Origin of the sequence: Flavobacterium poyangense, from assembly GCF_011751075.1 — a bacterium.
Lineage (GTDB): Bacteria > Bacteroidota > Bacteroidia > Flavobacteriales > Flavobacteriaceae > Flavobacterium > Flavobacterium poyangense.
This window is the reverse complement of sequence record NZ_JAALLN010000002.1, coordinates 278341-297559: the sequence shown is the minus strand read 5'-3', so window position 1 is coordinate 297559 and position 19219 is coordinate 278341. Positions and strand designations below refer to the sequence as shown.

Genomic DNA, 19219 nt, shown 5'->3' with positions numbered 1-19219 from the left:
AACAGACAAATGATAAAAACGATAAAAAATACAGCATTTCAGAATCTTCTGAATGATTTTGACAGCTATGTAAAAGTGAAGAACTACAGGCAGGGAAAAGGCACAATGTACCAGAAAGCCGTATCTGAATTTCTTATCTGGCTTGAAGATGCAGGAATTGCCAAGATAAAAAACGTAACAGGCAGAGAATCTGTAAGATATTACGAGCATCTGATAAGCAGACCCAAACACAGAGGAAGCGGAACACTGGCAGGAAAAACCATCAAATTCCATCTTTTTGCTCTTGGTCTTTTTGTTCTGAACCTTCTGGAGAATAGGCAGATTGAAAAAGCGTTCTACATTCCAAGCTATTCAGGCGACAGCGGAAATTCTAGAAATGCCCTGAGCGTAGAAGAAATCAGACTGCTTTACCAGCACTGCCAGAGCGATTTACAGCGGGCTCTGCTGTCAGTGGCTTACGGTTGCGGACTTCGAAGGTCTGAGATTGAAGCTCTGAATACCAGAGATATCCAACTCTCCAGAGGAATGCTGATTGTCAGGGAAGGAAAAGGAAGCAAAAGACGTGAAGTTCCTATGAGCGATATGGTTGCAGGTCACATCAAAAGATATATAGCCGAGCAACGTTATGAGAAGCTGAAAGGCACAAATCAAAGCGAAGATGCATTTTTTATCCATAACAGCGGTAAGCGGATGAATGGCGAATACCTCAACGACACCTTGAAGAAAATGACCGAACAGACCAGCAGTTATGAGCTAATCCAGAAAGACATCACGCTCCACTGCCTCAGACACAGCATTGCCAGCCATCTGATGGAAAATAATGCGGGCATCGATTTTATAAGAGGATTTCTAGGTCATTCACAAATCAACACCACCTACATCTATGCAGTCAAAAACAAGAAAAGAAAACCAGTAACCACATTTTAGACCAACAAGCCTATGAGTAAACCGACAATTGAAAATTTCCTGCTCCAAAGCTACAGCGGGCAGACCGTAAAGAGCTACATGTTTGCCATTAATCACTTTTTAACGATGAATCCCAAAGCCAAACGATACAGATATAAGAATATCGTTGAGTATATGGAAGAAATCGGAAAACAACAGCCCAATGCCAAATATAGGGTCGTTATCCTCTCGGCAATCAAGAAGTATTACGATTATCTGGTTATGAGCGGTTACAGGGAAGACCACCCGTGCAGAAAGCTCAATATCAAAGTCAACAGCAATCAGGCTGTGCAGGTTCAGGATTTGTTCAGCTCAGAAGAACTTCAACTGCTTTTGACCCGTGAGAACAGATATGAGAATCTGGACACCAGAAACAGCGTTCTTTTGAATCTGCTGATTTATCAGGGATTGACCAGCGATGAGATAATTCGGCTCAATGTTCGGGATATTGATTTGGATGCGGGAACAGTGTATGTCAAAGCATCCAGCAACCTCAACAGCAGAAAGCTCCAACTGCTGGCAAAACAGATACTGCTGTTCTCCAAGTACATAAACGAAGTTAGACCCAGAATGCTCAGAAGCGCAACCGATAAACTCATCATTACGAAGCTTGGAAAACCCATCGCAGTGAACAGCATCCATGCCATGATTGAGCCGTTAAAACCGTTGTTTCCAGATAAGAACCTCAACCCGAAGACCATTAGAATGAGCGTTATCTGCAACTGGCTAAATGAACAGGGACTGCCTTTGGAGGATGTTCAGGAACTTGCAGGACATAAGTGGCCTGGAACGACAGAGAAGTATTTCAAAGCAGACAGCCAGCAACAGAGAGAACTGATAAACAGATATTTTCCACTATGATAATGTGATAACCTGATTTAAGAGCATAAAAAAAGAGAGATAAATCCCTCTTTTTCAACAGAAAACGCTTTCTATTCAATTACAGCAGTCAATGTGCCTTTTGAAATGCTGAATGACTTCTCGGTTATCCTGCTTCCGTTGCAGAATCCAAAATCAGAGTACGGATTCTTGTTGGTCAGATTATCAATTGAAAATTCAGCTTTAAGAATAGTTCCGTCAAAGCTGGTTATCTTGATTTTTCCCGCTGTTCTAGTCCCTTCAAACAAATCGGTGCTGGTGTAGCAGACCGCTGGGTCATAAGCCAGAGGAATGTCATTTACGCCAGAGTTGAGATAAGTAAAAGAAATGTCGTATGTTTTTCCCGCAGTCAGTTTAGCATCAGAAGTCACGATTTGAAAATACATATCGCCAGAATCACGATTGTCATTCGATGCAGGATTTTTGATGATGAAACTGCCGTAAATGCTGTATTCGTTCTCAGTGCTGGCTGTCGATTCGCTTTTAGACCAAGTAACGTCAATTGCTGAACCAGAAACATCAGTAGCGGTCACATACTGTGTTTTATCGTTCAATGTGAAAGTGATGGATGATTTTGAATTATCCGCATTTCCCTGCTCAGAGTCATCAGACTGGCAGTTCGTGAATAAGACGCTTAGCAATGCAAAAAGTACAATTTTTTTCATGTTTTTAATTTAGTTGGATTAAGTAATTTCTTATTTTATCGGCATTTATCTATTTCCTTATCAACGTAGTGGAATAATTCGTCTGCATAGCTGTCTGGCAAATCATTATCCTCAATGACATTTCGAACCAACTGCGGTACATACAGATATCTGCTGTTATCGACACGGCTCAGCTCACGCTGGTGGCTTGTTTCATTGTTGATGGTTTTTACATAAGAATATCTTTTGCAGTAGTCCTGAATGATTTCTGTCTGCGCCCATGCTTTCAGGTCTTCTAGACTTTTTGTTTTCGGATGCTCTTTTACGTATTCATTGTGGACACGAAGACTGAACATGTAGCCTGCAAAGCAGAGAAGTGCAAAAACGATAGCGGAAACTCTCACGATAATTTTTAATGGATTGTTCATTTTTTGGTTTTTAAGATGTGTTAAAATTCAGGCAAATATATTAAAAATTCTATTTTATAGTGTACTAAATTATAGAGTACCACAAAAAAGACAAAATATTGAGATTTGGAGTATGAAAGATTCTACCCAAACCAACAATATGGAAGAACTTAATGCGATAGCGTTGAGACTTAAAGAACTGAGAAAAGCAAAAGGATTCTCCAACTATGAGCATATTGCGTTTGCTTTGGAGATGAGCCGTTCCGCTTACTGGAGATTAGAAACTGGAGCTAATTTTGAGTTGAAGACACTTATTAAAATATGTAGAGTACTGGAAATCAGTCTTGAAGAGTTTTTTAAAGGAATTGATGTTCCTAAATCGAAAGATTGAGTAAGTCAGATAATCTTAATTTTTAGTTTGCTCTATGAAACCATTTACCTTTAGTGGATGTTCTTGGAGTCCAGAACATAAAAAAACGAGAACCATTGAAAAATTTGTTAACGTTTAATGTTTAAAATAAATAAATTCTTTCAAATTTAATGACAGTATAATGTGTATTTTCGTTATACATAATTATAATAATTTATTTATGGAAATTGAGCAATTCGAAAAGAAAGTAGAAAAGATTAAAGAAGAAGCAGGTAAGAACATTCTAAGCCATTTTAATAGAATCCACGATAAGTTATTCACATCAAACAATATTTTTATAGCTGGTTATTTTGCATTGTCCCGTGTTCAACCAGATACAAGCATTTTAATAATAATTGTTCCATTATTAAACTTAATTTTTCTGATTCTAATAGAATATCTAATGATGGAAAAAAGCCGAAAAGAATACGGAATTGATGATTTTGATGAACTAATAAATTTTGTCAATAAAAAAGATTTAAGAACAAATCAATATTCATTACTTTCAATATTTTCTACTCTTTGTGTTTTCTTATTTTTCATGTACTTATTAATATTCTAAATAAAAGCTACAAAAAATATAAAACTGTCCTTACTTGTATCCCTTGTCAATACTGGGAATTCTAAAAATTACAGTAAAACTCTAAATCATAACTGTTTGATTTGGAGTTTTTTGGTTTTAAAATAACCCAAATTTACTGTCCTATTTTATTTCATCACACAAAATTACCTTCGCAAAGAAGAATGTTACCAATGATAACAACTATTTTAGAAAATCATTCTTCAATTTGTAAATGATTAACATGATGCCTTTTATTGTGAAAATGTAGTGTCCTATTTTATTTCGGACCTCGAAATTACCTCCGCAAAGAAAGTTACATGTTGTAACTATCAATCAAGAAATCATTATTTCAATTTGTAAACGAAAATATAAAATCAAGACCTATGGATAACCTAATAATTGTTTTGGCATTTTTTCTTATAAGACATGCAATGAATATGACTTTTCCAAAAAGAGGCAGAAAAGCTACTAAATGCGATACTCTATTGTTAGGTTCTCTACCGATGAGTAAAGCTTTTAACGCAATGACAGCTTATTTCAATCAAAAAAAGAATGATTTAAAATGAAAAATATTACATTTGAATCTCTAGGAAATATAGAAATGTACGTTCTTACTACATAATAGCAGTTTTGTAAATCCTTATAAGTATAAGTATAACGGGCAGGAGTTGCAAGACGAACTGGGGCTTAACATGTACGCTATGGATTTCAGACAATATGACCCTGCAATTGGTAGATGGGTGGTACAAGACCCTGTAATGCATCATAATTTCTCTCCTTATAATGCCTTTGACAATAATCCAGTTTTTTGGAAGGACCCTAGTGGAGCGGATTCAATATATAATGATGCTACGGGTAAATATGTAATAAATGGTAAAGAAGTTTCATTTGAGGACGCTTTGTCATATGCTAATTCTGGAGGAAATAGTGACGGTAAGAATAATAATGAAAGTGGGGAAGACCCACCTGCAAAAAAAGGAAAAGCGGAAACACCTATAAATTGGTTTAAAAAAGGAAAAGACGGCTCATTATTTGAAGTAGCAAAAAAGGATAAAAAAGCTTTAAAAGGTGTAGTAGTTCTCTATGCTCATTCAACAAACACATGGATTAAAGGTCCGAATGGAGAGCAAATTAATAATGTAGAAGAATTAAATGTAATTTTAAGTAAATACAGTTCTCAATGGAGAGATTTTTATAAAAGTAAAAATGGGAAATTGACATTAGTAATAAAAGGTTGCAATGCGGGATTAGAAGGAGTAACGGATGGTGGAATGAAGGTAAGAAATATAGCAGACAATATTTCATATGACACAAAAGGTCTTACAGTTATTGCGCCTAATGGTTTTTATTTAACGACACCTAATTTTTTAAGCCCATTAGGCATTAATGCTGAAGTTGGAGTAGATAACCCAGATTTTTTTGGTGATGACGTTTGGAATGTATATTACAATGGTACTTTAATAAATAAATTTAATGATTAATTAAAATGAAAATAAAAAACTTATTTAGTTATGTTTTACTGATTGCATTACTTAGCTCATGTAATGATGGAATCTTGAAGGATTCTGAAGTTAAAGAAACAAAAGCAATTATTATAAAATCTGGAGATAAAGATTTGTACGCAAGATTATGCATTTACTATTATGAGAAAGGAGAATATGAATCGACACTACCTTATTCGATGATTATGGCTTATAAATATAATGATAAGGATGCATACTATAATATTTATAAAGCTATTGTCCAAATTAATAGTAATGGAAATTCAGATTATAAAGCTGTTAAAAAATTAGATAAAAACAGTAAAGAGTTTGCATTGGAGAATTTGACTAAAAGCGCTAGTTTAGGTAGTATTAGTGCAAAAAAGGATTTAGAAAAGTACAATTTAGAAGAAAATATTAAACAATAGAAATTTAATAAAAATACCTAACAGCCACTTCATTACGGAGTGGCTTTTGTTTTTATAGTACTTTAAAGTTTTAATGTTGGCAGACGAACTAATAAAACATTAAGTCGTGTTCTGGATACTTTAAAATTATCAGAAGCGCAAAAGATATTTACCGACAGATTAAAAAACTATAGGTATCTGATAGAACAGAAATTACATTCAGTAAAACGTTTTGGTGCAAATCATATTGAAAGGAAGAATCTAACGCTAAGAACTCATCTCAAAAGATTGAATAGTCGAACAATTTGTTTTAGTAAAAGTCTGATAATTTTAGTTTCAAGTTTAAAGATTTACTTTTGGATTTGAATTATAAAATAGTAAGTTTATCCTTTAAATTACGTTCCCGTTGGATGAATATTGATGTGATGTCTGAGAAATATTATCCGGCAGTACCGATCAGCATAGAAGGACAGACCGTGTTGACTAATCTAAAAACAGTCTCTACGGGCAGCTGGACCAGAGTCCCTACAACTGCTGCAGCCATTCTGGGAGAAGTAAATGCAACTTTTTATGATCTGAGAGCACGACCAATAGAGTCTTATAGTTTAAACCATTTGGGAGGGTCTACCATCACAGACAGCAAATTGGATTTTACAGGGAAACCGGTTTATACTCTCACCAAACACAAACGCACCTCTACTGGGACATTATATACCATAAGAGAAGATTTTACCTATACGGCACAGGAGCGTTTGCTCACACACACGCATCAGATCAATGGGGGAGCGGTTCAGTTGTTGGCTCAGAATTCCTATGATGCCTTAGGACAATTACAAAGTAAAAAGATAGGAAACAGTGCGGTTGCTCCTCTGCAAAAAGTAGATTTTAGTTATAATATCAGGGGCTGGCTTACGGGAATTAATAAAACAACAGATCTGCAGCAAAGTACAGATCCTAAAGATTTATTTGCTTTTAAGATCAATTACAATACAGTTGGTGCTGGCATTCCGGGAGTCAATGCCTTGTATAATGGTAATATAGCCGAGACTTTCTGGAAAACAAGTTCTGATAATGTCGAACGAGCTTACGGTTACCAATATGATCATTTGAATCGTTTGAAAAATGCGATTTATGAAAAGAGCCTGATCACCACCAATGCCTACAATGAGAGTTTGTCGTACGACAAAAATGGCAATATCATGACTTTGGTACGAAATGGTGATAGCGATACGCAACCGCAACCTGCACAGATTGATAATTTAGGGTATAGTTATCTAACCAATTCCAACCAGCTTTCTAAGGTGGTTGACAGTTCGAATAATACCAGTGGTTTTAATGATTTAAATAAAACCACAGATGATTATACCTATGATCTAAACGGTAATATGATTACCGACAAAAACAAAAGCATTACGGCAATTACTTATAATCACTTAAATTTACCTACAAAAATAACCTTTGCTACCACAGGAAATATTGTATACATTTACAATGCAGCAGGACAAAAAGTACAGAAAATTGTAAATGAAACAGGAAAATCTGCTATCATAACAGATTATTTAGGAGGTTACCAATATGAGAATACAACTTTAAAGTTTTTCCCAACGACAGAGGGCTATGTAAGAAATACCAGTGGGGCACTTTCATACGTATTTCAATACAAAGACCATTTAGGCAATATTCGAGTAAGTTACGCTAAAAATCCAGTAACAAACGTTCTTGAGATTTTGGAAGAAGATAATTATTATCCTTTTGGGTTGAAGCATAATGGGTATAATTCTCTAGTTGTAGGATCAAGTAATAAGTATAAGTACAACGGAAAGGAACTGCAAGACGAGCTGGGGCTTAACTTCTACGATTATGGTGCAAGAAATTATGACCCTGCGCTTGGTCGCTGGATGAATATTGACCCGTTGGCTGAGAAAATGCGAAGACATAGTCCTTATAATTACGCTTTTGATAATCCTGTTTATTTTATTGATCCAGATGGAATGGCACCAAGTGATATTATAACTCTTTCTTACGGTAATAATGAAAATACGGGATCGAGTGGAGTACATAGATGGGGACATCAAGCAATTTTAGTTGGTGATGAGAAGAAAGGTTGGACGTATATATCTTTAGACGGTGACTGGGCAGGTACAAAGGATGATGGTTCAGAGAATGATAGTTATACAATAAAGCAATTTGATAGCCTTGAAGAGTTTACAAATTCAGAATACAATACTTTTAAACATGATTATGATGATGGAGAAGGTACTAAAAACTCTGAAAGAGATGATAATGGAGAAATTAAGCAAAGATATAGAGAAGGGTTTTTGATAAAGACTACAGATAAGCAAGATAATGATATGATTAGTGCTGCTGAAAAAACAGCGAAAAAAGGACATAATATGATGACAAACAACTGTACAGCTATACCTGAGGTTGCTTTAGATGCTGCAGGTCTTAAAAATGGAGAATGGACATCGGGACAAGTAATAGGAAGTCCAGCTTTTCCTAATTTTACACCGAATGCAAAACAAGCTTCAATTGAGCAAAGAAATCAAGGAAAAGATGTAGACAATAAATTAAAAAGAAAAAAATGAGGAAAGTGATAATTTTTGTTATAATTTCGATTATATTTTATTATTTTTTTAGTGTATTTTTTTCTAAAAATGGACAGTTTATACAATATTTTTTTTCTTATTCGGATAGTAAAAAGGAATCCATTAAAAAAGAAATTTTTCTTACTGATAAGCTAAATGTTTTAGTTATTAAAGATTCAGCTAATATTATAAAGAATAATTTTAACATATGGTTGGATAAAAGTATTATTACAAAACAATATGGTTTTTTACCAATTAGATTTCAATCAGAAAATAATAATTTTAATTCGATTAATATTAACCTCAAACCCGATGTTAATGATGATTTTAAAAAGAGAATTTCTTATAAAATTAACGGTGATTCATATAAACAATATGAAATGAGAAGTATAAATGTTAAAAGAGGTGAAAAAGTTAAGGTAGAGTTCTATTTTAATAAAAATCTAATTTCTATAATTAAAATTGTTATTCCTTTAGCTGATCCCGATCTTACAGATTAGTAGGGTAATGCATCAGATGTATTGGTGTTTAATAATTCCATTTCACATTCGCAGAGAATCAAAGTTTTATATTAATATCGCATAAAAATTAAAACAACCTTAGGGTTGTTTTTTTATTTTATAATGTCTTAAATCGAAAAAAATGGCTTCAAACCCGACTTGGTGTTGCAGATGGGTTGGTGAATTTACTGACCGATTAAAGAATTACAGATATCTGATTGACGAGAGATTACATTCTGTAAAACGTTTCGGGACAAACCATATTGAGAGGAAAAATTTGACGCTCAGAACTCATCTAAAAAGATTGAATCGACGGACAATCTGCTTCAGCAAAAGTTTGGTGGTTTTTATGGCAGTTTTAAAGATTTATTATTGGATCTGAGTAATTAGAGTTTAAGCTTCCGTTTATAAAGACCATCAAAAGCTTCGCAATTGCGAAGCTTTTTTTATACAGCTAAGCCATAAATCTGCTTAAATTTGTAGCATGTCTGAAACACCCGTATATCGAAAAATTATCCATATTGATATGGATGCTTTTTATGCATCGGTAGAGCAAATGGATAATCCTGCTTTGCGCGGAAAACCCGTTGCTGTTGGTGGATCAGAGAATAGAGGTGTGGTCTCGGCGGCAAGTTATGAAGCACGTAAATTTGGTGTTCGCAGTGCCATAAGTGGGGTTTTGGCCAAAAAGTATTGTCCTGATCTTATTTTTGTCCGACCACGTTTTGACCGGTATAGAGAGATTTCAAATAAAATTCATGAAATTTTTCATGAGTATACCGATTTGGTCGAGCCGCTTTCGCTTGACGAGGCTTATCTGGATGTAACCCATAATAAAAAAGGAAATCCAAGTGCAGGTTTACTTGCCCAGGAAATTAGATCACGAATTTTTAAAGAAGTAGGTCTTACGGCTTCTGCCGGAATTTCGGTCAATAAATTTGTGGCCAAAATTGCCAGCGATTATAATAAACCAAACGGACAGAAAACCGTAAATCCCGATGAGATTCTGGCTTTTCTGGAAGAGTTACCGATTCGCAAGTTTTATGGAGTTGGAAAAGTAACCACAGAAAAAATGTACCAATTGGGTATTTTTACCGGTATGGAGCTCAAAAGCAAATCCTTGGAGTTTTTGGAAAAACATTTCGGAAAATCGGGTGCCTTTTATTACAATGTTGTTCGTGGCATTCATAACAGCGAGGTAAAACCTTTTCGCGTGACCAAGTCAGTTGCGGCTGAACATACTTTTGATGTGAATTTGTCTTCGGAAATTTTTATGTTGGAACAGCTTGACCGAATTGCCACATCCTTAGAAAGACGTTTAAAGAAATACAATATTTCGGGAAAAACAGTGACACTCAAAATCAAATACAGTGATTTTACGCAACAGACCAGAAGTAAAACATTACCTTATTTTATTGCTGATAAAAGCCTGATTCTCGAAACAGTGGAGGAGTTATTGTATCAGGAAAAAATGAAAGATTCTGTTCGATTACTTGGGATTTCTTTAAATAATCTGAATACAGAAGAGAAGAAAGCAGTTGTCGTTCAATTAAAATTTGCATTTTGATAATTTAGACCATTATTAAATAGTGAGTACGGTTGTTTTGGGACGAATTTTCTCGTTATCTTTATAATGAAATAGTTTGCCCTTAATTATTTACAATGAAGAAAAACAAGTTAGAAGAAATTCCCAACCATAATTCAGTTCCGATTTTAGCATGGGATTTTCATTATGAGTATTTAAATGAGTTGAAAGTTGCTTTTGCTGATTTGAAGAAAATAAAAGAGATTTCCGTTCAATTTGGGTGGAATGAAGAAAAACTAAACATCAGCGACCGTATAAAAGAAGAAGTGGTGCTGGTAACCGATCCTGATCTAAAGATCATTTTCGCATCAAGCGGAATAAAAAGAATGACAGGATATACAGAAATCGAGGTTTTGGGCAAAACACCAAAGATGTTTCAGGGCTCTGCAACTTCTAAAACAGATCTAAAAGAAATAAAAAAAGCAATTGAATTGCGGATCCCGTTTGAGAAAACCATTAAAAACTATAAAAAAGACGGCAAAACGTATAGATGCAAAATTTCAGCTTCTCCCGTTTTTAACCTGAAAGGAAAATTGTCGCATTTTATAGCATTTGAGAAAGAAGATCTAAATGTATAATGATAAAAACCGCCCAATTGGGCGGTTTCATTATTTATATCTTTGCGAACTTAGCGAAAATCTTAGCGCACCTTGCGGTTAAGCAACCTACTAAACATTATAAATTCTCAAAGAAATCATTACCCTTATCATCTGTAATAATAAAAGCAGGGAAATCTTTTACTGTAATTTTACGAACAGCTTCCATTCCTAGTTCTTCAAAGTCCACAACTTCTACTTTCAGAATATTATCCTGTGCTAAAATTGCTGCGGGGCCACCAATAGATCCTAAATAGAACCCGCCGTATTTATTACAAGCGGTAGTGACTTGTTTCGATCTGTTTCCTTTTGCGAGCATGATCATGCTTCCGCCATGTTTTTGAAATTCATCAACATAAACGTCCATACGACCTGCGGTTGTTGGTCCAAAACTTCCTGAGGCCATGCCTTCCGGAGTTTTTGCAGGACCAGCGTAGTAAACCGGGTGATTTTTGAAGTAGTCCGGCATTGGTTTTCCGGCTTCCAATAATTCCATAATCTTGGCATGAGCAATGTCACGGGCTACAATTACGGTTCCGTTTAGTTTCAAGCGGGTTTTAATCGGATATTGCGTCAGTTTTGCCAGAATATCAGCCATTGGCATATTCAGGTCAATTTCAACAGGAGCTTCTAAATGCGGAGCTGTTTCGGGTAAAAACTGCTGCGGATTTACCTCCAGTTGTTCGACATAGATTCCGTCCTTAGTAATTTTTCCTTTGATATTTCTATCGGCAGAGCAAGAAACACCTAATCCAACCGGACAAGAGGCAGCGTGACGTGGCAAACGAATTACACGAACATCATGGGTGAAGTATTTACCACCAAACTGAGCGCCGATAGCACTTTCCTGGCAGATTTTCTGTACACGCTCTTCCCATTCCAAATCACGGAAAGCCTGACCGGCCATGTTTCCGGAAGTCGGGAGATGATCGTAATAACCTGCAGATGCTTTTTTGACAGCACCTAAGTTGGCTTCTGCTGAAGTTCCGCCAATTACCAAAGCTAAGTGATATGGTGGACAAGCAGAAGTTCCTAAATCCTTTATTTTTTCGCGGATGAATTCATCCATTGCTTTATCATTTAAAAGCGATTTTGTTTTTTGGTACAAAAAGGTTTTGTTGGCAGATCCGCCTCCTTTTGCCATAAATAAAAACTCATAAGAAGCTCCTTTTTTAGCATAAATGTCAATTTGTGCCGGAAGATTTGAACCAGAGTTCTTTTCTTCAAACATGGAGATCGGTACAATCTGAGAATAACGTAGGTTACGCTTTTGGTAGGTGTTGAAAATCCCTTTACTCAACCATTCTGCATCATCAACTCCAGTGAAAATACTTTCTCCCTTTTTTGCCATTACAATAGCTGTTCCGGTATCCTGACAACTTGGTAATTGACCTTCAGCTGCAACAGAAGCATTTTGTAGCAAGTTGTAGGCTACAAAACGATCGTTGTCTGTAGCTTCAGGATCGTCTAAGATGTTGCGAAGTTTTTGCAGGTGGGTAGTTCTTAGCATAAACGAAACATCTGTCAATGCTTCCTCAGCCAATAATTCTAAACCTTTTGGATCAACAGTTAAAATTTCACGTTCTCCAAATTGTTCCAGTTTTACAAAATCAGAAGTAATTTTGCGGTATTGCGTCTCATCCTTCAAAATAGGATAAGGGTCTTGGTATATAAAATCAATCATTGCTTTGTTTTTTTACAAAGTTAGAAATTATTTACCTTAGAAAGATTTTGAATAAGGCCTCTGGAAGAGTTTATTCCGTCTTGTGAAATTCATCAAAAGATTGCTTTTTTTCAAAATAAGCTTTGTCTTCTGTAGTTAACATTTTTTTAGTCCAATGATTGTTTTTTAATTGAAAAACGATTGAATCGTAATGTTTTTCATAGCCCATCTCCTCATTTTCGTCATCCGGTTCAAATGCAACTGTTTTGCAATAGAAAGAATCGGGATCTGATTTTCCACTTGGATTTGTAAATTCAACCCAGCTTCCCCAACCGCTATCAGACATAGTAAACCATTCGTGCAAGAGTTCTAAGTTGCTGTTTTTTAAATGGTAGAGGTAGTTTTTGTGAACATATCCACAGGCAGGATATCCGAAGTTGAGTGTTATAAAAGAAGTGTTTTTTACCTCAGGAGAAGACATTTCGTAAGAGGCACTCCAATCTGACCCTTCTGTAGCCGCTTTAATCGTTAGTTTTGAAGAAGCTGTTTTAATTTTGTTCTGATAAAAATCAAGACGATACTTTTCTGTAATAACACTGTCTTTATCTGCTTTTTGATCTAAAAGATAGGCAAGAATATATTCCGTTTTAGACGGCTCGTCATCTTGTCCATTGATTAAAATAGTATCTATTCTTTGAGATCTTTTTTCCGTAGCAAGTTCTTTTTTTATTTCTTTCTTTTGAATTAAACCAGCTACTTGTGGTTCAGATTTCTGCTTTTGACAACTAAGCATTGTACATAAAACAAAAAGGCATAGTATTCTCATAGAATTTAATCGTCTAAAATTATTTAATTTACTCAGGTTGTGAGATGTGAGATGTGAGATGTGAGTTTTGGGTTGTGAGATGTGGAAGGTCAGTTTGTGAAATTATCCGTTTATCTTTATTTTGTAAAATAAAGCCGTGAAGCAAAACGTATCAAATTTCAGGTTTGCATTTTACATTTCACATTTTACAACCGACAAGTAGCAACTTAAATTAGTTTAAAAAACCAGCTCGCCACAAAAATAGCGGTAATCACACAGATTACATCTACCAGAAGCATAGTGCCAAGGGCGTAACGGGTATTTTTAATATTTACAGAACCAAAATAAACGGCTATTACATAAAAGGTACTTTCTGCGCTGCATTGAAAAATGCTGCTGAGTCTTCCGGTCATGGAATCGGCACCAAAAGTATTCATCGAATCAATCAGAAAACCACGTGATCCTGCAGAACTAAATGGACGTAACATGGCTACCGGCAATGCATCAGTAATTTGTTTGTTTACTCCCATACTCGAGAATACAAAAGCAATATTATCACTTATGATTTCAAACAAACCACTGTTTCTAAACAAAGAAATAGCGACCAACATTCCTAAAACATAAGGGAAAATAGTAACTCCGGTTTTAACACCATTATTAGCTCCTACCACAAAGGCATCAAAAACAGTAGTACTTGCTTCGGTAAATTTTTTCTCGTTGAGGAATGAAAAAATCAAGGTAAAAGCGATAATTCCAACTAATATTAATCCGGAAAGGTTAGAGGTAAAATAGTTTTTTCCGATTAGATCCAAGTGATTTACATACATCAATAAACCAACAATGGCTGCAATCAATACCATTAAACCAACAAGTAAAGAAGCACTTTTGAAATTGATTTTTTGTTTGATTCCAACAATTAGAAAAGCGGCAATTGTACCAATAAACGAGGTAATGATACAAGGCAGCATTACATCTGCAGGGTTGCTGGCATTGGCTGCTGCGCGATACCCAATAATTGAGGTTGCGATTAGGGTAAGACCTGAAGCATGCAGACACATAAACATAATCTGAGCATCACTGGCTTTATCTTTTTCAGGGTTAATTTCCTGTAAACTTTCCATGGCTTTCAAACCAAATGGAGTAGCAGCAGAGTCTAATCCTAAAAAGTTGGCCGCAAAATTTAAGGTCATATAAGAAATAGACGGATGGTTTTTAGGAATACTCGGAAATACCTTTACAAAAACAGGGCTCAGAGCTTTTGCCAGTTTTCCGGATGCTCCCGAAATGATTAAAAGTTCCATTAGTCCGCAGAAAAAGGCTAAGTAGGCCATCAGTGGTAAAACCAAATCCAGTAAAGTACTTTTACAGGTTGGCAGTAGACCATCTGATTTTTGCAGACCGCTGAAAATTTTTACGGTTTTGTTTTTATAAACATAAGTAGTGTCAGCATTGAGCGTATCACGATTGATGATTAAGGTTTGATCCGGTGCTTTTTTGATGCTGTCTTTGATAAAAGCTGGAAGTTCTTCAACATACTTTTCAGAAATCAGGATCGGATCGTCTTTTTTTCCATTCAAAACATAATCAATAGTATACGTATTGGCGGTAAACAAGCTGATTACAACAAAGACAATTGAAGAAATAAAAATAGTTAACCAAAATCTACTTAATACCATAATGCTGTTTTTTTTGTAAATGTAATTATTTAGCCCTAATAAGTGCAAAGATTTTATTTGCGAAAAGAGACGAAGCAATTTCACGAATTCTTACGAATTACTTTTTTCAAATAAAGAAATAATCATTTTAATTCTTTTCATCTGTGGCAAAATAAAAAACAGCCACAGATTTAAACAATTTTTTTCTGATTCAATAGTATTTATTCAATACTGATTTTTGATTCTAAATAGCTTTCGAAAGGTTTAATCGCTTCAAATACAAGGTTTTTTTTGTCAGGTGAAATCGCTTCAAAAAAACTGGTTTCTACCTTAGTATGTTCTTTTTTGGCGGTACGCTTCCATGTTCCGATTACTTTTTCATTTTCAATAATAATGGGCCAGAATATACCATTGTTTGTAAAGGCATTGGGCTGATGTTCTTTGGCAATTGTGATTTCACGTGTTTTATACGAGATCAAAATTTCGTCAAAAGAAGGGAGAAAGTGAATTTTTCCGGGATTAGTAACTTCAGCAGCTAAGCCTTTTTTAAACCAGTATTTTGTACCATCAACTTCAACAGTCTCAAGTTCTGATTCAACAGAAAGTACAGCAAGTTTTGCGACAGTAGCAGGAAAACCGGACCACCAGATAAAATCCGGCAATGTTGCGGGGCCATGGCTTTCAAAATAACGCTTGGCTAGTTTGACCAATCCCTCATCTTTGGTCAGTTTGGTTTTGGTTTTTGGAACTTTTTCTTCGAGTAAAGAATAGGTTATTTGTCTGCCTTTCATATTTCCGTTGCAAACTACACCATCTAATTCGGCATATCCCATGATAAGACTGCTGGGAAAATCATGAATAGTTTCTTTTTTAAAATCCAGTTCCCGGATGATCTCGTCGCGGGTGAGACTTTTATGATTGGATAGAATCTTTTCGATAGCATTATTGATTTTTTTAAGCTTCTTTTCGTCCAGATCGTATTTTTTAGCAGCCGAAACTATGATTTTTTTCACTTGCGGACCTGAGATATCTAGCATCCAATGAATGTCGGTTGCGGAAACAAAGTGCCAGGTAGGGCGTAAAATATGAGTGCGAATGATTTTACCTGAATTAATGGCTTCTTCGATCGTTTTCTCCGAAGCGTCGCAGCGGGATCCAATGGCCCATTTGGCCATGGTGTAATCTTGTGCCTGCATGGCGCCTAAATGCTGTACAATTTCCTGAGGTTCATGAAAGTTGGTTTTCAGGATTTTCTGAGAAGCCATTCTTAAAAGTGCAATTTCCGGATGTGTCATAATTTAAACCAATTAGAGTGTTTTATTGAAACATATAAGTGATGTAAGTTTATTTAAAGCTTTTGGTGTGAGCTTTTTATTTTACGCTAAACATTCTTTCTAGAGTTCTATATTACTGATTTGTTTTTACTCAATTTTGCTTGGTAGGTTTGTCTCGCAGATTTAGCAGATTATTTTGCCAAACCGCAAAACAAAATATCAGCGTAATCTGCTAAATCTGCGTGAAAAAAATACTCGGCAAACATAAGAATCACAAATTTTTAGTATTAATTGTTAATCTCAGAACCTTAGCGACTTAGTATCTTAGCAACTTCAAAAAAGCTACACATGAATAATCTCATCATCAATCAATAAATCTTCACGGCGTAAACGCAGGAAAATTTGAGCAACGGCAATGGTGTCTTTTTCGCAATAGGTTACAATGCGGTCAATATCTTTCTCTACATAAAAAACATGAGCAACCTGACTTCCGTCTATATCGCCTTTTGGAGAAGGGATGCCAAGGATTTTGGTCAGTAATTTTAGAGAGGTAAAATGTTTATAATCACCAAATTTCCATAACTCTAAGGTATCCAGATGTGGGATTTCCCAAGGTTTTTTCCCGAATAAGTTAAGTTTGTTCGGAATGGCAATCTGATTGATAATCATACGTCGTGCAATAAACGGAATATCAAATTCTTTGGCATTATGTCCACACAAAAGATGTTGTGGTCCGTTAAAATGATTGTTGAGCAGGTTATTGAAATCATGAAGTATTTTCTTTTCCTCTCCAAAAAAGGAAGTCACTCTAAAATTTCGAATATCTCCTTTAATGATAAAAAAGCCAACCGAAATACAAACAATTTTACCAAATTCGGCCCAAATACCGGCACGTTCATAAAATTCCTCGGGAGAGAAATCGTCTTTTCGCTGGTATTGGGTTTTGTGATCCCATAAGGATTGCATCTCAGAATCAAGAGCATTAAAGTTCTCTTGTTCGGGAACGGTTTCTATGTCCAGAAACAAAATGTTGTTAAGGTTTATTTTTTCAATCATTCCTTTTGAAACTTCTTAGCTATTAGATTAGTAGACTTTTACAATTCGAGTCTGTTTGCAAATATGCGTAAAATTCTTACTGTTTTTACAGGAGACTAAAACAAACTTTGTTGTTTAACCGGATTTTCATGTTCCAAAAGCCATTTTTTGCGCCAGATCTCTCCTGCGTAACCGGTAAGTGATCCATCTGTACCGATAACGCGGTGACAAGGAACTACAATCCAAAGTGGATTTTTGCCATTTGCCGATGCAACTGCGCGAATTGCTTTTACATCTCCCAGTTTTTTAGTCTGATCCATATAACTTACCGTTTTTCCATATGGAATTTCGAGTAATGATTTCCAGACTTTTTGTTGAAACTCTGTTCCTTTTGGATTTAGTTTTAAAGTGAAATCAATTCTTTTGCCTTCAAAATACTCTTGTAATTGTTGAACAGCTTCTTGCAATACTTCAGGTATTTCAGCAGAAAGCTGCCCCTCTTTTGTTACTGAAATAACAGAAATGCCGTTTTCATCACCTACAATTGTAGTGATTCCGAGAGGAGATTGTATGTAGGCTGTTTGTTCCATTTTAGTTTAACCGCAAAGCGCGCAAGGATTTTTTTGCTTGTGTTAATCGCAAAGTTCGCAAAGTTTTTTTATTTGAACTATAATATTTGAAACATATAAGTGATGTGAGTTCATTTTAAGCTTTGTTCTGTTTATTGTGAGGATTATTTTTTAACACATAGAGATAGATTTGAAAACGGAAAAAGGCGTTTCACTTGTTTAAATTCTCATAGTTTGATTATGTCACGGGAATGGTTTTTTATGACTAAAATTTATTTTTTAAGCACCGTTTTTAAGAATTGTCGCTAACTGATCACATCTAACATATTACATCTAATAAATCACACGACCAATATAATATGAACTCACATCACTTATATGGTTTAAAAAGTGACGTTAATAATTTTCCAGCTTAAAGGTATAATTTAATACCGTTTCGACCTTCTCACTCGAAATGATTTTCCTGATATCTGATTGCTCCGAGCTGAATCGTGGTAAAGCTAAGTTTAAATTGATTGCTTTTTTGGTGTAATAGTCTTCACGGGTAGGATGGAAGGGTGCAACAGCATTGAAAACTTCGTTCCATTTAGAGCGGTTTAGTATTTCTTCTATCACTCCAATACAATCCTGTTGATGAATCAGATTAACGGGGGCATCCGGATTTGCTATGTTTTCTTTTCCCGCAAGAAAATTTACAGGCTGACGATCTTCGCCAAGGAGTCCTCCAAAACGTAGAATCGTAGTTTCGAAATTTGGATTGTTTTGTAAAAGAGCTTCCGCCAAAAGCAATTGTTTCCCGCTTTCGGTATCCGGATTTGGATTTGTTTCTTCGGTAATGGTGCTATTTTCATTTCCGTAAACAGAAGTTGAACTCACAAAAAGTATTTTTTTTACGGCAGACTTTTCTATAAACGAAATCAGATTTTTTATTTTTTCTACAAAGATTTGCTGCTCAGAATCCTGATTTTCTGCCCGTAATTTTGGTGGAATGTCAATAATTAAAACATCGCTTTTGTCTAGAAAAGGAATAATAATTTCTGAAATATCGTCACTTTCAATTGAAACCAAAAACGCATTTATTCCTGCATTTTCCAAAATTGAAAGTTTGCTTTCAGTAGTCGTTGATCCGTTTATCCGGGTTCCTTTTGCGATTAGTCTTTTCGCCAAAGGCAAGCCCAGCCAACCACAGCCTAATATACTAATTTGTGTCATTTA

Annotated in this window: 19 protein-coding genes and 3 pseudogenes; 13 read left to right on the top strand and 9 right to left on the bottom strand. The window is 35.4% G+C overall.

The annotated features are described in order from the left end of the window. Positions 1 to 9: 9 nt before the first annotated feature. Complete coding sequence (locus tag G3A47_RS06205) at positions 10 to 927, top strand: tyrosine-type recombinase/integrase (protein WP_166921316.1); 918 nt, start codon at positions 10 to 12, stop codon at positions 925 to 927. A 12-nt stretch (positions 928 to 939) separates the two neighbouring features. Next, positions 940 to 1806 (top strand): tyrosine-type recombinase/integrase, encoded by an 867-nt coding sequence (locus tag G3A47_RS06200; RefSeq protein WP_166921315.1) that lies wholly within the window; start codon positions 940 to 942, stop codon positions 1804 to 1806. A gap of 71 nt (positions 1807 to 1877) precedes the next feature. Here the strand turns inward: G3A47_RS06200 and G3A47_RS06195 are convergent, their stop codons facing one another. Together G3A47_RS06195 and G3A47_RS06190 are read right to left on the bottom strand one after the other, a co-directional pair. Next, on the bottom strand, positions 1878 to 2489 hold the full coding sequence (locus tag G3A47_RS06195; protein ID WP_166921314.1) for a hypothetical protein: 612 nt from the start codon (positions 2487 to 2489) through the stop codon (positions 1878 to 1880). A gap of 35 nt (positions 2490 to 2524) precedes the next feature. Then, positions 2525 to 2896 carry a hypothetical protein gene (locus G3A47_RS06190; protein ID WP_166921313.1) on the bottom strand — a complete coding sequence of 124 codons (372 nt, stop codon included), beginning with the start codon at positions 2894 to 2896 and terminating at the stop codon, positions 2525 to 2527. A gap of 112 nt (positions 2897 to 3008) precedes the next feature. Between G3A47_RS06190 and G3A47_RS06185 the strand changes: the two genes are divergently transcribed. From G3A47_RS06185 to G3A47_RS06135, 11 genes and pseudogenes are all read left to right on the top strand, one after another. Further along, on the top strand, positions 3009 to 3266 hold the full coding sequence (locus G3A47_RS06185) for a helix-turn-helix domain-containing protein (RefSeq protein ID WP_166921312.1): 258 nt from the start codon (positions 3009 to 3011) through the stop codon (positions 3264 to 3266). A gap of 199 nt (positions 3267 to 3465) precedes the next feature. Then, the gene (locus tag G3A47_RS06180) at positions 3466 to 3846 is read left to right on the top strand and encodes a hypothetical protein (protein WP_166921311.1); all 381 of its coding nucleotides are present in this window, start codon (positions 3466 to 3468) and stop codon (positions 3844 to 3846) included. A 383-nt stretch (positions 3847 to 4229) separates the two neighbouring features. Beyond that, positions 4230 to 4412 (top strand): hypothetical protein, encoded by a 183-nt coding sequence (locus G3A47_RS06175; RefSeq protein WP_166921310.1) that lies wholly within the window; start codon positions 4230 to 4232, stop codon positions 4410 to 4412. Between the two features lie 84 nt (positions 4413 to 4496). Continuing rightward, positions 4497 to 5327 (top strand): annotated as a pseudogene (locus tag G3A47_RS06170) (RHS repeat domain-containing protein); the annotation flags it as partial. A 5-nt stretch (positions 5328 to 5332) separates the two neighbouring features. Then, entirely contained in the window at positions 5333 to 5755 is a 423-nt protein-coding gene (locus G3A47_RS06165; RefSeq protein ID WP_166921308.1) for a hypothetical protein, read from the top strand. Between the two features lie 66 nt (positions 5756 to 5821). Beyond that, positions 5822 to 6100: pseudogene (locus G3A47_RS23655) on the top strand (IS1 family transposase); the annotation flags it as partial. After that, entirely contained in the window at positions 6097 to 8322 is a 2226-nt protein-coding gene (locus G3A47_RS06155) for an RHS repeat domain-containing protein (RefSeq protein ID WP_243860391.1), read from the top strand. The pseudogene G3A47_RS23655 and the gene G3A47_RS06155, both read left to right, overlap by 4 nt. Next, a complete protein-coding gene (locus tag G3A47_RS06150) occupies positions 8319 to 8822 on the top strand; it encodes a hypothetical protein (RefSeq protein WP_166921307.1) in 504 nt (167 codons plus the stop codon). Before G3A47_RS06155 ends, G3A47_RS06150 begins: the two co-directional genes overlap by 4 nt. Positions 8823 to 9009: 187 nt before the next feature. Beyond that, positions 9010 to 9204, top strand: a pseudogene (locus tag G3A47_RS23850) (IS1 family transposase); the annotation flags it as partial. Positions 9205 to 9306: 102 nt separating this feature from the next. Further along, the gene (dinB, locus tag G3A47_RS06140; protein WP_166921306.1) at positions 9307 to 10389 is read left to right on the top strand and encodes a DNA polymerase IV; all 1083 of its coding nucleotides are present in this window, start codon (positions 9307 to 9309) and stop codon (positions 10387 to 10389) included. Between the two features lie 95 nt (positions 10390 to 10484). Beyond that, a complete protein-coding gene (locus tag G3A47_RS06135) occupies positions 10485 to 10985 on the top strand; it encodes a PAS domain-containing protein (RefSeq protein WP_166921305.1) in 501 nt (166 codons plus the stop codon). A 97-nt stretch (positions 10986 to 11082) separates the two neighbouring features. Here the strand turns inward: G3A47_RS06135 and G3A47_RS06130 are convergent, their stop codons facing one another. The 7 genes from G3A47_RS06130 to G3A47_RS06100 all read right to left on the bottom strand — a co-directional run bounded on the left by G3A47_RS06130 (position 11083) and on the right by G3A47_RS06100 (position 19216). Continuing rightward, positions 11083 to 12687, bottom strand: coding sequence for a fumarate hydratase (locus G3A47_RS06130; protein WP_166921304.1), 1605 nt, complete (start codon positions 12685 to 12687; stop codon positions 11083 to 11085). A 70-nt stretch (positions 12688 to 12757) separates the two neighbouring features. After that, the gene (locus tag G3A47_RS06125; RefSeq protein ID WP_166921303.1) at positions 12758 to 13492 is read right to left on the bottom strand and encodes a hypothetical protein; all 735 of its coding nucleotides are present in this window, start codon (positions 13490 to 13492) and stop codon (positions 12758 to 12760) included. A gap of 206 nt (positions 13493 to 13698) precedes the next feature. Continuing rightward, positions 13699 to 15147 (bottom strand): nucleoside recognition domain-containing protein, encoded by a 1449-nt coding sequence (locus G3A47_RS06120; protein WP_166921302.1) that lies wholly within the window; start codon positions 15145 to 15147, stop codon positions 13699 to 13701. A 200-nt stretch (positions 15148 to 15347) separates the two neighbouring features. Next, a complete protein-coding gene (locus G3A47_RS06115) occupies positions 15348 to 16421 on the bottom strand; it encodes a winged helix DNA-binding domain-containing protein (RefSeq protein ID WP_166921301.1) in 1074 nt (357 codons plus the stop codon). Between the two features lie 321 nt (positions 16422 to 16742). Continuing rightward, the gene (locus G3A47_RS06110) at positions 16743 to 17456 is read right to left on the bottom strand and encodes a 3'-5' exonuclease (protein ID WP_166921300.1); all 714 of its coding nucleotides are present in this window, start codon (positions 17454 to 17456) and stop codon (positions 16743 to 16745) included. A gap of 95 nt (positions 17457 to 17551) precedes the next feature. Then, complete coding sequence (locus G3A47_RS06105) at positions 17552 to 18025, bottom strand: methylated-DNA--[protein]-cysteine S-methyltransferase (protein ID WP_166921299.1); 474 nt, start codon at positions 18023 to 18025, stop codon at positions 17552 to 17554. 375 nt (positions 18026 to 18400) lie between these two features. Beyond that, on the bottom strand, positions 18401 to 19216 hold the full coding sequence (locus tag G3A47_RS06100) for an NAD(P)H-binding protein (RefSeq protein WP_166921298.1): 816 nt from the start codon (positions 19214 to 19216) through the stop codon (positions 18401 to 18403). Positions 19217 to 19219 lie beyond the last annotated feature (3 nt).